This is a genomic window from Bradyrhizobium sp. CCBAU 53351 (assembly GCF_015291745.1).
Lineage (GTDB): Bacteria > Pseudomonadota > Alphaproteobacteria > Rhizobiales > Xanthobacteraceae > Bradyrhizobium.
The window spans coordinates 620154-634441 of sequence record NZ_CP030060.1 but is presented as its reverse complement, the minus strand read 5'-3'; the positions used below and the strand labels follow the sequence as shown (position 1 = coordinate 634441).

The window sequence follows — 14288 nt, the reverse complement described above, 5'->3', positions numbered from 1 at the left end:
TGCCGGAAAGTCTTTTGCGCCAGCGCATCCAATGGAGTTGCGAATGAGTAATTCCTCTATCTCGCTCGATGATCGTTATTCCAAGCGCGGCGGAACAGTTCTCCTCGGCGGAGTGCAGGCGCTCGTCCGCCTGATGCTATTACAGGCCGAGCGAGATCGGATGAATGGCTTGTCGAGCGCGGGTTTCGTCAGCGGTTATCGGGGTTCACCCCTTGGTACGCTCGATGCCGCGTTTGCCTCTGCGAAGCGGCTAACGAGCGACCAAAAGATTGTGGTGCAGCCGGCGGTCAATGAAGAACTCGCGGCCACCGCCGTGGCCGGTACGCAGCAGATCCATCAATCACCCGGCGCCCGGGTCGATGGTGTTTTTGCGTTGTGGTACGGCAAGGGCCCTGGACTGGATCGCGCGGCGGACGCGATTAGGCACGGCAACTCGCAAGGTTCTTCGCCGAACGGCGGGGTGGTCGTCGCCGTGGGTGACGATCATCTGGCAAAATCCTCAACGGTCGCCTGCTACAGCGACGAGACTGTCGCCAGTCTCCTCCTCCCGCTGCTCTACCCGGCTGATCCCGGCGAGATCGTCAGCTATGGACTCCACGGCTTTGCCATGTCGCGGCTGACGGGATCTTGGGTTGCGCTAAAAGTGCTGACGGAAGTGGCCGACAGTACACGCACCGTGCCGGCCGCAGAATTAGGTAATTTGCCCGTTCGGCCCGACGTCACTGTGCCGGACATTGGCCTGCATAACCGCTGGCCTGACTTGCCGCTCGATCAGGAACGGCGGCAGCATGAATTCCGTTTGCCGGCTGCGCTTGCTTATGTCCGGGCAAACGGTCTCGATCGCGTCGCGGTGAGGCCTAAGGACGCGCGGGTCGGTTTCGTCGCGGCCGGCAAATCTTGGAATGATTTGCGCGAAGCACTCGACCTGCTGGGCCTTCACGATTCACGGCTGATCGAGCTCGGGCTGGCTCTCTACAAGCCGGCGATGATCTGGCCGCTAGAGCCTCAGGGCCTCACAGCCTTTGCCGAAGGCCTGCAGGAGCTCGTCATCGTGGAGGAGAAGGCGCCGCTGATCGAGCGCCAAGTAAAGTCTATACTCTACGGCCGGTCACAGGCTCCCTCGGTTTGGGGCAAATGTGGACCGGAGCAACACCCGATGTTTTCTGCAACGGGCGATCTAACGCCCGAGCAGATTGCTGTCCAGATCGCGGCGGTCATCGCAAGGATATCCGGTGATCAGGTCGTAGCAGCACGAGGCGAACGCTTGCGCCGGCACACGAACCAACGCGGATTTGCAGATGTGCCCGCATCCCGGCGTCCATTCTTCTGTTCCGGGTGTCCGCATAACCGGTCGACAGCCGTGCCAGATGGCAGTCGAGCTCTCGCTGGGATTGGCTGCCACGGTTTAGCCGCGCGCAATCGCCCTGACACGTTCAGCTATTCCCAGATGGGCGGCGAGGGAATCCACTGGCTCGGCCTCGCTCCGTTCACCGACGAATCGCATGTGTTTTCGAATATGGGCGATGGCACGTATTTCCATTCAGGCCTGCTCGCAATCCGCCAGGCGGTCTCTGCTAAGCTGAACATCACCTACAAGCTGCTCTACAACAGTGCTGTCGCGATGACAGGCGGTCAAGCAGTCGATGGCGACCTTTCCCTCGAGCGGCTTCTGCGCCAGCTCCGGGCCGAGGGCGTCAGCACAATAATTTTGGTCACCGATGATCTGGCGTCCTATCGTGAGCATGCCGAGGTCCACTCCCTGGCGGGAGAGGTGGTGGATCGCGACGAACTTGATGCCGTACAGCTCAAATTGCGAGCCCAACCGGGTGTAAGCATCATCGTATATGACCAGATGTGTGCTACCGAGCGCCGGCGGAAACGCAAACGTGGCCAACTGAAGGAAACCAGCCGCCGCGTCTTCATCAATCAGCTGGTCTGCGAAGGCTGCGGCGATTGCTCGATCAAGTCAAACTGCCTATCCGTGGAGCCGGTCGACACTCCACTAGGTACGAAGCGAAGAATCAATCAATCGAGCTGCAACACCGATCTCAGTTGCATTCGAGGCTTCTGTCCCAGTTTCGTAACTGTCGAGGGTGCCCGTGTGAACCGCGGGCCAAAACCGCAGCTTACGATCGACCAACCATTGCTGCCCCTGGTGAGCGCTGCGCCGCCGCAACACAGCCGCATTCTTCTTGCCGGCGTAGGTGGGACCGGAATCGTGACGACGAGCGCGGTGCTGGCAATGGCCGGACACCTGGCAGGTCGAGGGGCCGCGGTGCTGGACCAGATCGGAATGGCTCAGAAGGGCGGGGCGGTTACAAGTCACGTTCATCTTGGCGGCCCCATTCATGCTTTGCGGATTCCAGCGGAGCACTGTGACCTTCTCCTGGCTTGCGACCAGATCGTCGGCAATGCATCGGACGTGATGGCATCTCTCAACCGAGGGCGGAGCCGCGTCCTCGCCAATGCTGACGTGTCCATCACTGGAGATTTCGTCACTAATCGTCAGGCCGTCGTGAATTCGAGTTTGCTGACGAGACGGCTGAGCACACAAGTTGAACCGGAACATTTCGCGGTGTTTCCCTTCACGGCTTTGGCACAATCTTTGTTCGGCGATTCGATCGCCGCCAATTTCATGATGATCGGGTGCGCTTATCAGAAAGGCTGGCTTGGCCTTAACCTTGAGGACCTCCACCAGGCGATCGAACTCAATGGCGCCGCCAAGGAGGCAAATCTCGCTGCGCTTGAGTGGGGGCGTCGGTTAGCTTCCGACCCTCAATTCGTCTTTGTTGCAGCAGGCCTGGCCGAAAAGACTGAGCAGCGCACCCCTGAGGCGGAGATCCAAGATCTTACGACATTTCTTCGCAACTATCAGAGCAATGACTACAGCCAGCGTTTCCTTGATGTCATCAACCACATCCGTGAGGCGGAGACTAAGGTTCATACTGGCCATTCGCTAACGCTGGCTGCTGCGCGATCCCTGTTCAAGCTGATGGCCTACAAGGATGAGTACGAGGTTGCCAGACTCTATACGAGCGGAGAGTTCGAGCGGGCAGTCCGATCTCAGTTTGATAGCTTCGCAAAGCTGTCAATCTATCTTGCACCGCCTTTTCTGTCTCGCCGCGACAAGACAACGGGAGAGCCGCGCAAGATCCGGTTCGGAGCTTGGATCTTGCCCGTCTTCAGAATCTTGGCGGCCTTGAAGATCTTGCGCGGAACACCCTTCGACGTCTTCGGAAGGAGCGCCGAGCGCCGCACCGAGCGTGCTCTGATCGCCGAATTCATCGATGCCTTGAACCGCTTACCCCGTCGATTGTCAGCGGCATCGCTTCCACAGGCTGTCGCCATTGCTGAGCTACCGCTCGAGGTGCGTGGCTTCGGCCACGTGAAGCAAAAGGCGATCGAATTGTTCCGGCGGCGCCTTGGGGAGGCGCTCGCAGGTTACGAAAATGCGGCGCCTCACTTGGACGCTAGCGCGCGCACTACGCTAAAGGCATGAAAACCGAGGTGACAAATGACGAAGCGTTTCCCTGACGATCCGATTTATCATGGCTTCGACGCTCCTGGCCGTGTAGAGGCACACGTGTTCGATCTTGACGTTGAAGGACGCATTCCAACCGATCTCGACGGCACCTTTTTCGTGTAGCTCCCGAACCACAATGGCCGCCGAGCTTGGCCGTGACATCTTTTTTAACGGCGATGGCATGGTTGGCGCCTTCCGTTTCAAGGATGGTCATGTCGACTTTACGTCGAAATATGTCCTGACCGACAAGTTCGTTGCGGAGCGGGCGGCGCGCCGCGCCCTCTACGGCGCCTACCGCAATCCGTTCACTGACGATCCATCGGTTGCCGGTACTATCCGAAGCACGGCCAATACCAACGTCGTCGTTCACCATGGGCTGTTGCTCGCGCTGAAGGAGGACGGACCGCCGGTCGCGATGCGGCCAGATACGCTTGAAACGATCGGTAACTACCGTTTTGACGGAAAGATGACCAGTCAGACATTTACGGCTCACCCCAAGATCGATCCGACCAATGGCGAGCTGATTGGCTTTGGTTATGCCGCCAAGGGTGTGACGACCACCGATATCGCCTATTACGTCATCGATCGCGGCGGACACGTGGTGCATGAAGCTTGGTTTAATGCGCCGCGGGCAGCGATGATACACGACTTCGCCGTGACGGAAAACTATGTCGTCTTTCCCGTGAGCTCGCTGACGTCGGACATCGAACGCCTGAAGCAGGGCGAACCGGCCTTTGCCTGGCAGCCGAATGTGGACCAAATCTATGGGGTTCTGCCCCGCCGCGGCAGCGGAAAAGATATTCGTTGGTTTACAGTGCCGACGAACGGCTTCCAGGGCCACACCATCAATGCATGGGACGAAGGACACAAAGTCTATCTCGACCTGCCCGTCGTCAATGACAACGTGTTCTGGTTCTTCCCAGAATATAGTGGGCACGTGCCTGATCCCCGGTCCCTGCGTCAAGCCATGACGAGATGGACATTTGATCTATCTAGCAACAGCCCCGTTCCTCAGGCCGAGATCTTTACCCAAACGATGGGCGAGTTCCCCCATGTGGACGAGCGTTACGCCACGCGGCCCTATCGTCATGCCTTTCTCGCCCTTATCGACCCCTTCGCTCCGTATGACGCGGATCGCTGTGGCCCGCCCTCGGTCAACGCTTTCCTCAACGGCCTCGCTCACCTGGATATAGCGACCGGAAAGAGCGAGCGCTGGCTACCCGGTCCCACCTCGTCTGTCCAAGAACCGGTGTTTGCTCCCCGATCCCCTAATGCGCCGGAGGGAGACGGCTACGTCATTGCGCTCGTCAACAGGCTCGACGAAAGGCGGAGCGGCCTCGTCATCTTGGACACTCAACATTTTGCAGATGGCCCGGTCGCAGTCGCTCACTTACCGCTGCGGCTACGCAACGGCTTGCACGGCAACTCGGTGCCTTCAAGCGAGCTCACTGCACCAAACTGACACGGCTCCACTACGGACAGCAACCAGCTGACCTCAGCCACAGGCAACCACAAGAGGATGTAACATCTCTTGTGGTGACCTGCCTGTGGCTGATTTCGCTCGTGAGGCGACCGTCGCGCCAGGGACGGCGATCTTGGACGGCCTTGCATGTTGCCGCTTCAGCATGACGGGCGTTTGATCATTCACGAACAAGCGCCCGCGCTCAACTCCAGACAAATGCTGCATGGCGCCATATGTAATAGTTGACATATCGTCGAGCCCTGATAACCTAGAACTATAAGTCAAAAGTGTCATATGAGGAATCTGTCCCCATGAGCGTCCAATCGCTACCCGCCGACCTGCACAAGGCAACCTCCGCGCTGCCTTCGCCGCGCGTTTCGGAGATCGTTCTGCAAACTGCACAGTACGAGCTGATGCGCGACTGGTACTCATCTGTGCTGGGATTGAGCTGGAGCATCACAAATCCTGGCGGTGCCCCGGAAAACCGGCGCCGTTTCGCCGGCTCGCCCAAACAGACCCGAGCTAGCGACGTGCGATCCTGTTTCATGTTCTTGGACCGCTCGCCGGTTCATGGGCAGGTCCTGGCGCTATTCGAGCTGCCAGAGCTATCCGACTCGCCCAGCCGCGATCCCGGCTTGAATCACTTTCAATTTCGTCACGCAAATCTGGCGGCGCTGCTGGATCGCGTGGAATTGTTGCTCGGCGCTGGTCTGCAAGCCCACCGCGCTTCCAACCACGGTCCAGTGACAAGCTATTATTTCTCAGATCCAGACCAGAACGTCGTTGAGCTTTGCTGCAACAATTTTGACGACGCCGAGAAACTCAAGGCCTTCATCGACTCTGACGCTTTCAAGAACAATCCCTCTGGCATTGATGTCGACCCGAAGGATTTCTTGGCGCGCTTCCGCGCCGGCGAGCCATTAGACCAGCTGCTTAAGATCTGAGGGCCCATGCAGCGGGATAGGCTAGAACGAGCGGCGGATATCCTCGAGGCTCAAGCGACGGTCTTGAGCTTCATGGAGCATTTTGACTATGGCAATGCCGAGGCCGCTGCAGGGCTCTTCACAGAAGATGGTGTCTGGCACCGCGGCGATGGCCTTGTACGCGGCAAGGGCATGCTTGTTGATCTTATCAATCGCCGCGATCGCAACCTGGTCGTCCGACACCTGATCTCCAACATCAGATCGGAATGGCTGAACGAAGATCGCATTCTTATTCACGCGTACGTAACTCTGCTCAGCCAGCGCAGTGAGACCACTCCTCAACAGTTTCCTCTGCCATTTGATGGCGTAGCAGGATTTGGCCGTTACGAAGACGAGCTGCATCGGAGCGACGGGCGCTGGTTGATCGCAAGAAAGAAAACGGTGACCGAACTCAAGAAAAAATAAAACATGAGCTGAAAAGGGGAGGAAGATGATGACGAGCGTTAATACGCCTGCGCTGCCGGCCGTTGGCGACCTGTCGCCGCAGGTTCAGCTACGTGGAATAGAGGCAACAAAGGTCGTGCTCGGTTCCGGAATTGGCATGTTGACCAATTTCGGGCCGATCGTAATCTATACTTTCGGAACATTCCTGCTGCCAATTGTCAACGATACGGGCTGGTCGAGGGCCAGCGTGGCTGCCGCTCTTGCGCCAGCTGCTCTCTGCTCCGGCTTCTCGCAGCCAATCGTCGGGTGGCTGGTCGACCGATATGGGCCGCGCGTCTTTGCAGGCTTTTCTTTCGCTTTGTTTGCGCTCGGCCTGATTGCACTCGGTCAACTTCCACGTGATCCCTTAAGTTTTGCAATCTTTATGGGCCTGCTCGGACTCCTTGGCGCGGGGCAAGGGATCACGGCTTTCACCTACATAGTCACTCGGACTTTTTCGACCTTTCGTGGGTTTGCGCTCGGCATCATTAATGCAGCCTCGGCCGCCGGCATCATGTTAATGCCCGCGATCGCCACCTTTTCCATTGCAGAATACGGCTGGCGCAACAGCTACGCAGCGATCGGCGCTGGGGTCGCAATCCTTGGCGCAGTAGCCGTCATCTGGCTCATTCCCGGCAAGGAGCGCTTTCAGAAGTCCGCCGCTTCCGCGCAATCCTCCAAGCTTGTCTTCGGTGAGCTTTTGTCTGCTCCAATTTTTTGGATGCTTGCGTTGGCATTCCTACTGATGACGCTCGCCATTCAAGGTATGATTGTCCACATGACACCGTTGTTGATCGATCGCGGCTTTCGGCCCGTCGATGCGGCGGCTGTGATGGCGACATACGGCATGACGATGCTGGTAGCCCGCTTCTTGCTCGGGTCCATGCTTGATCGATGGTCTCCACGGTTGGTAGCGGTCGTTGGTTGCCTCGGTCCTGTGGCTGCCGGACTGCTGTTGGTCTCGACACGGCAGACTTCTATGGTTTATTTGGCCGCAGCTCTTCTTGCGCTTGGAGCGGGAGCAGAGTCGGATCTCATCCCATACACTGTCGCACGGCAATTCGGCGTTGCCCAGCTGGGGCAAAAGATCGGGCTGTTTATCGTCGTGTTCGCCATTGGCGTAGCCATTGGCCCGCTGATGTTTTCCGCGGTTCAAGCCTTGCGGGGAAACTACGACATCGCGCTCATCGCCAGTAGCGCCCTGATGCTGGCGGCGTCAGTCATCTTTGCTTTGATCCCATCCGCCTCGTTAAGCCAAAACGGCGAAAAGAGCGGCTGAGTCAGCCTTCATCAGCGCCTCAAAAAAAGAAGGTATCTCAATGAAAGTAGCTCGATTTGCTCGGAATGGCTCGGTCAGCATCGGCCTTGTGAAGGGCGACGGCATCATCTCCCTGTCGCCGTTTGATAAAGGCCTATCTGATATCGATGAAGTAGTGGCTGCGGAAGGCTGGGCTCGCGCAGAAAAGCTTATGACACGCGAGCCTGACCTGAAGATTGGTGACGTTGAGTTTCTTCCTCCCCTGTCTGCTAGGGCCAGGGTGTTCTGCGTTGGCTTCAACTATAAAGCTCACGTAGACGAGACCGGAAACGAGGCGCCTGCTTACCCGACTTTTTTCCAGCGAACGCACGAGAGCTTCGTTGGGAATCGCCAGCTGCTGCTTCGGCCTAAAGTGTCTGAGCGCCTCGATTACGAGGGGGAGCTTGCTCTCATCATCGGCCGGACGTGCCACAGAGTGGAGGAGGGAAGGGCGCTCGACTACGTCGGCGGGTACACCTGTCTAAACGAGGGCAGTGTCCGAGATTACCAAAAACACTCTGCCACTGGCATGACGGGCAAGAATTTCGATTCGAGCGGATCCATAGGACCCTGGATCGTGGCGGCGACTGACGTCCCGCATCCGGACCGCCTCGCGCTTTCCACGCGCTTAAACGGCGAGGTGGTTCAACAGGCATCGACGAGCCAGCTGATCTATGGGTTACCGCGGCTTATAAGCTATCTGTCCAGTGTTCTCAGGCTCCTGCCAGGCGATATCATCGCGACCGGTACTCCAGCAGGAGTTGGGTCGCGTCGCGTTCCGCCGCGTTGGCTGCGCGCTGGCGACCGGGTCGAGGTGGAGATCTCAGGCGTCGGAATTTTGGAAAACGCGGTGATCGACGAACCGACGTGAAAGCTCGCCCGAAAGCGGCCGCTTAAAACCTTCCCGATAGGCGGACCCAACAATCTGCTTTCAACAACGGCCCGCGGTTAAGCGCGCCAATACGACCTTACCAATTCAGCGCACGGAGGTGTTCATGCCCGCAGCCATGATGAAAGCTGTTCAAGTCGAAAAGCCGGGAGGACCCGAGGTCCTCAAATACATCGATCTGCCAATTCCCACACCGGCGGCTGGGCAAGTCCTCATTCGGACCGACACCATCGGGGTCGGGAAATACGATGCGCTGGTCAGGACTGGACGCTACCCGTGGCCCGTGGAGTATCCGGAGGTGCCGGGGATCAGTGTAACCGGCTATGTTGAGCGGGTGGGAGATGGTGTTGAAGGCTTCTCCCCGGGCCAGCCCGTTCTCGCATGGAAGTTTTCTCGCCGATGTTACGCCGAATATGTCGCCTGCGATGTCCACGAGATCACGAAGCTGCCTGAAGGCATAGACATTGAGGGCGCGGTCGCAATTCCCGACTATCAGGTCGCATGGGGCATGTTGAATGACGCTGCAGATCTGCGCCGGGTAAAGGTCGCCTCCATCAACGGAGCTACTGGCGGCGTCGGCTGCGCCATGATCGATCTTTGCCGCGCTGCTGGGATACAGCTGATAGCTGTCTGCCGGGCCCCGAACAAGGCAGCGTTCGCCTTGGAGCGGGGTGCAAGCTATGCGATCGACAGCAGCTCTGAAGCGGTTGGTGCCCGGATCTTGGATATCACCAAAGGTACGGGCGTCGACTTGATGTTCGACCAATTGGTCGGTCCGGATTTCCGCGACAACATCAAGCTCGTTGCTCCCTTGGGACAGATCGTCACGTTCAATGCGCTGTCGGGACTTCCATCGTCCGACCTATTCGCGGACTTGCGCAAGAACATGGACCGCAGCATCTCAGTGCGTGCTTATAGCGTTCACGTCTACGATCCATTTCCTCAAGAGCGCGTACGGATTGCGTCAGAGGTCTTCAAACTCGTGGAAGCAAGAGCCATCAATCCGTCCGTGACGGTGCGATTGCCGCTTAGGGAGGCTGTGCAAGCGCATCGAATGCTTGATGGCCGGGAAGTTATGGGCAAGCTGGTGTTAAAGCCGTAGCGAGGGATGCATCACCGCACACCCGAGACGCCGTGATTCGCCGCCTTCCATTTCCTGTCGATGGCAAGGAGATGCGGCGCAATCGACGACACGACAATTCTATACATAGGCATACCGCCACCAAGATGCGTCCCGGACTTAATGATGAATTAGCGAGAGCGCGATAGGTTCTCGGAAACTTATGCGAAATGTGGGGTACGCATGCGAATCGGAAAGCTCTTTGCGCTGTCGATGCTGACGGTGACCACGTTTGCGGTTATTCTCGGCGCCGAGGTTCTGCTTCCGCAGACGCGCATCTTCGTTAGTCGCTCCGAATCCATCAAAATGGTCGAGGCTTTCGGCGCGGTGCTGATGGTCAGTCAACACCTGGCGGGCCTTCGTACACCCTACATCACGATCTTTCAGGAAACGCCCGCCACGCCGACCCAGATCGAAGCGATGGGCAAGGCGTCGAGCGCCGCCGATGCGGCCTTCGACCTGGCCCGCAACAGTTTGCTGGCCCTTGATGGTGGCGAACCGATGATCCAAAGCCTGGACCGTACCGGGCGCCGTTTCAAGGATGTTCATGCGGCGGCCGATCGGGCCGTGCGCGTATCCCTCGGATCGCGCGATAGTGCGGTGGTCAAAGAACTCCTTCCCACTGTTGCCGAGATGATCGGCGCGATCGAGCCGATCCTGAATCGGCTGGAGGGGCAGGTGGTCAGCGCCGATTCTTCACTTGCAACGCTGCTGAGCCTGGCGCGAACCGCGCAGGATTTGCGGGTGACCGCCGGCAGCCACGCCTCGCCACTGTCGCCGGCCTTGAGCGCCTCGCGTCCGCTCACTCCCGCTGAATTTGCGCTGATGGATCGTATGCAGGGCCGCTTAGATGCCGACCGAGAACGCATCGAGGGCACGATCGACCAGCTCGGCAATCCGCCCCGCCTTGCCACGGCCATGAAAGCGGCCGTCGAAGCCTATTTCGGAAAGGCGATTCCGGTCGTCGAGAAGGAAATGCCGGCGGCCAGAGGCGACGGCAAATACAGTCTCAGTCCCTCCGACATGGCCAAGGTCATTGTGCCCGCTATCCAGATGTTCTTCGGCGTCCGCGATGCCGCCTTGGCCGAAGCTGCCGAGCGCGCCTCGGCGGTCCGTGACGGCGCGCTGGGGATGCTGGTGCTTGCAGGAGTTGCAGTGCTGGCCCTGCTCGGTACGCTCGCTGGCGTGACCATAATGCTGCGCCGACGCGTGGTGACGCCGCTAGGCCAGCTTGCGGAGGTGATCGGCACTCTTGCGGCCGGAAACCATGACGTCGAGATCCCATCGACCGGCCGGAATGATGAAGTCGGCCAAGTTGCCGGCTCGCTACAGCATTTCAAAGACAAGCTAGTCGCCCAAAAGGCTGCCGACGCCGCGGCCGCCAGCGAAGCCGAGGGCAAACTCAAACGCGGCCAACGCTTGGACCAGATTGCGCGCGAATTCGAGGCCATGATCGGCGATGTGATCAGGACCGTTTCGTCCGCCTCCGCGGCGTTGGAAGCGTCGGCCGGTATGCTGACTAGCACGGCCGAGCAATCCAAACAGATCACGGCTGCCGTGGCTGGCTCCTCCGAACAAGCTTCGACCAACGTGCAGACCGTGGCGGCGGCCGCCGAGGAGATGTCGTCGTCCGTCGACGAGATTGGTCGCCAAGTGCAAGATTCAGCCCGCATTGCTGGCGAAGCGGTGCTGCAGGCGGGACGGACCAACGAGCATGTCGCCGAACTCGCCAAGGCGGCCCGTCGGATCGGCGACGTAGTCGAACTCATTAGCCAGATCGCAAGCCAAACCAACCTATTGGCCCTCAACGCCACTATAGAAGCGGCACGCGCCGGGGAGGCCGGCCGCGGGTTCGCGGTGGTGGCGTCGGAGGTCAAGGCTCTGGCCGAGCAGACGGCCAAAGCAACCGACGAAATCGGTCAGCAGATAACAGGCATTCAGAGCGCAACCCAGGACTCGGTCGGCGCGATCAAGTCGATCGGAGACACCATCGGCCGCATGTCAGAAATCGCCTCCACGATCGCGGCGGCGGTTGAGGAGCAGGGCGCGGCAACGCGCGAAATCTCCCGCAACGTGCAGCAGGCGGCGCATGGTACCCGACAGGTTTCGGCCAGCATCGTTGATGTACAGAGGGGCGCCAGCGAGACCGAAACGGCGTCATTCAACGTGCTCGCCGCCGCGAAGTCACTGTCCGGCGAAAGCAACCGGCTAGAGACCGAGGTCGCCACATTCCTGGAAGCGATCCGCGCAGCCTAACGGGCCTAACACGGATCACCTGTCCTCGCCGGAACTCTCCGGGCTGAACGTCTCATTGCTCGTCTTGAACGGGCACTCACCACAAGGTCACCTGGACACACCGTCGATAGTCATGTCGGGATAGCACTCAATATGTTTGCCTCGAGTTCGTTGCGGAAACCCCGCAGACTCTGATCGTCCGCTGGATAACAATTGAGTGACAGGTCAGCACCCACACTAGTCACGACCGCCGCCTCACAAACTTTGCTGGCGGTGCAGCTGTGAGCCGTGTCGTGGAAACGTTGCGATCACGACGTGGCTGGGCAGCCTCCTACTTCCTTTTGGTAAACTCAGGCGGCGACGACATTCTCTTTTTCGCCCGTCGATCGGCTACTAATTCAGCAGCCTGCTAGGCGTTTTCGGGACACATCACTGCGCTAATGACGGCGATCAGCTCCTTGCGGAATTGCTTGTCGTCTTTAGCAACCGGCGCAAATCGCGCGATGAATTGCCGGTTAGCCATGGACATCGACATCGCGCCGAGGGCGGCAAAGAATCGCAAGTTCGGATCGACTTTCCGGCTGTTGCCACTCCGATTGACTGCTGCGATCAAGGGTACCAAGGTTTCTCGGAGTGGCTTAGTTAGGGCATTGTGAAAGAACTCAAATCGCTCGCTCTGGTCGATCCCGGCAACCTCGTTGATGACAAATCGCGCAAATTGCGGCTTACGCTGGCCCACATTGATCAATTGTTCAATCGTAAGCTCTAGGCGCTCCCTCGAAGACACTTCTGCCCCATCCGATCGCACGGATGCGAGCAGAGCCATCGCCTCCCCCGAAAACGACTCGATTACGGCCTTCCATAGTTCGAGTTTTGATCCGTAGTGGTAAGAGATCAGGGCGACATCAACTTTCGCGGCAGCAGCGATTGAGCGGAGGTTTGCCTTTTCGAAACCGTGCTCGGCAAATGCGTCGAGCGCTGCATCGAGAAGGTTGTCGGCCTCTAGTTCTGAGCCCTTCCGTGGTCGACCGCGCGTTCTCACGGCTTTTCGAGACATCCCTCCTCCTCCATCGACCATTCCGACCTCTTGACGTTTAGAACGATGCAACTAAATATTCAACGCCTGTTGAATATTACGCCTTGGAGTTCTTTGGCGGGGCGCTCAGACAACTTGAAACTTTGAGTTAAATCAGCATGTTGCAAATGCCCAGCGAAGAAGGGGACCTAATGCCGCGGCTGGCCAACAGGGCGCAATTCCGCACGTCGCTCGCGCTCGTCGCGACCGTGCTTACAGCGTTCCCGAACTCGATGGCGCGAGCGGGTGACAAGTCTTCGGCGCTGTTGCGCGTGACCGTCGCCACCGCCCGCCGGCAACACATCACGCCAGACCTTCCCCTCACTGGGACGATCCAGGCTCGCATCCTTTCGAACATTGCATTTCAGACCAGTGGACGAGTTGTCCGTCGCGACGTCGAGGTTGGGCAGTATGTCAAAGCAGGTCAAACTCTCGCGCATCTTGAACGGACCGAGCAGCAGACCGATGTTACCAGTGCTGAAGCAGCGCTGAATGCTGCGAATGCGCAGTTGCTGGAAGCCCAACGAAATTTCGAGCGACAACAGTCTCTGCTTAGCAGTGGCTCTACCACACGTGAGCGATTCGATCAGGCGTTAGCCACGCTTCGAACAGATGAGGCGCAGGTCAACAGCGCACAAGCTGCCCTGAATACGGCACGCGAGCGGCTAACCTACACGGAATTGAAGGCAGGACGGGACGGCATCATTGTCTCACGTAGTATCGAAGTCGGCCAGGTTGTGCAGGCCGGACAGACGGCTTTCGCCCTTGCCGAGGATGGCCCGCGGGATGCGGTATTCCAAGTTCCCGAGATTCTTGTCACCAATCCGCCAAACGACAGGACTGTCGACATCACCTCGCAATCGATGCCGAATGTAACTGTTGCCGGCTCTGTGCGCGAGATCTCGCCGATTTTGGATCAGGCCACCGGCACCGTTACGCTCAAGGTCGCGGTCGAACGAGCGCCGGCCGATTTGACACTCGGTTCGGCCGTCGTCGGTAGAGCCCGTTGGGAGTTATCGCCTGCCTTTGTCATTCCATCGAGCGCGCTGTTTGCAGCCAACGGTAAGCCCGCAGTCTGGATATTGGATAGCGAGAACAAGGCCCGGCTTCGCGGGGTCGTCGTGCAGGAATATCTCACTGGAGCGGTCGCGTTGGCCGCCGGATTGGAAGAAGGCGAGCGTGTCGTAACTTCCAGCGTACAACTGCTGTATCCAGGGAAGGTTGTCGCGGTCGCCTACGGAGCCGAGCCATGACGTCGCCCGCACCCACGGTCTTGCGGCT

General features: G+C 58.8%; 11 protein-coding genes. 10 read left to right on the top strand and 1 reads right to left on the bottom strand.

Annotated elements, in window-relative coordinates:
- Positions 1-43 precede the first annotated feature (43 nt).
- The 9 genes from XH83_RS37975 to XH83_RS37940 all read left to right on the top strand — a co-directional run bounded on the left by XH83_RS37975 (position 44) and on the right by XH83_RS37940 (position 11953).
- Positions 44-3499, top strand: a complete 3456-nt coding sequence (locus XH83_RS37975; protein ID WP_164933586.1) for an indolepyruvate ferredoxin oxidoreductase family protein — start codon at positions 44-46, stop codon at positions 3497-3499.
- Positions 3500-3514: 15 nt separating this feature from the next.
- A complete protein-coding gene (locus XH83_RS40540; RefSeq protein WP_276575769.1) occupies positions 3515-3646 on the top strand; it encodes a hypothetical protein in 132 nt (43 codons plus the stop codon).
- Between the two features lie 13 nt (positions 3647-3659).
- Positions 3660-4985, top strand: coding sequence for a carotenoid oxygenase family protein (locus XH83_RS37970; RefSeq protein WP_206733113.1), 1326 nt, complete (start codon positions 3660-3662; stop codon positions 4983-4985).
- A gap of 311 nt (positions 4986-5296) precedes the next feature.
- A complete protein-coding gene (locus XH83_RS37965; RefSeq protein ID WP_128930002.1) occupies positions 5297-5929 on the top strand; it encodes a VOC family protein in 633 nt (210 codons plus the stop codon).
- A gap of 6 nt (positions 5930-5935) precedes the next feature.
- Positions 5936-6373, top strand: coding sequence for a nuclear transport factor 2 family protein (locus tag XH83_RS37960; protein ID WP_128930003.1), 438 nt, complete (start codon positions 5936-5938; stop codon positions 6371-6373).
- Positions 6374-6398: 25 nt separating this feature from the next.
- A complete protein-coding gene (locus XH83_RS37955) occupies positions 6399-7670 on the top strand; it encodes an MFS transporter (protein WP_128930004.1) in 1272 nt (423 codons plus the stop codon).
- Between the two features lie 40 nt (positions 7671-7710).
- Positions 7711-8559, top strand: coding sequence for a fumarylacetoacetate hydrolase family protein (locus tag XH83_RS37950; protein ID WP_128955136.1), 849 nt, complete (start codon positions 7711-7713; stop codon positions 8557-8559).
- Positions 8560-8683: 124 nt separating this feature from the next.
- Positions 8684-9679: a zinc-binding dehydrogenase gene (locus XH83_RS37945; RefSeq protein ID WP_128930006.1), complete on the top strand. Its 996-nt coding sequence runs from the start codon at positions 8684-8686 to the stop codon at positions 9677-9679.
- Between the two features lie 201 nt (positions 9680-9880).
- Positions 9881-11953, top strand: coding sequence for a methyl-accepting chemotaxis protein (locus XH83_RS37940; protein WP_128930007.1), 2073 nt, complete (start codon positions 9881-9883; stop codon positions 11951-11953).
- Between the two features lie 388 nt (positions 11954-12341).
- Here the strand turns inward: XH83_RS37940 and XH83_RS37935 are convergent, their stop codons facing one another.
- The gene (locus tag XH83_RS37935; RefSeq protein ID WP_164938227.1) at positions 12342-12989 is read right to left on the bottom strand and encodes a TetR/AcrR family transcriptional regulator; all 648 of its coding nucleotides are present in this window, start codon (positions 12987-12989) and stop codon (positions 12342-12344) included.
- Positions 12990-13135: 146 nt separating this feature from the next.
- Here XH83_RS37935 and XH83_RS37930 point away from each other — a divergent pair, with 146 nt between their 5' ends.
- Positions 13136-14260, top strand: coding sequence for an efflux RND transporter periplasmic adaptor subunit (locus XH83_RS37930; protein ID WP_164933587.1), 1125 nt, complete (start codon positions 13136-13138; stop codon positions 14258-14260).
- Positions 14261-14288 lie beyond the last annotated feature (28 nt).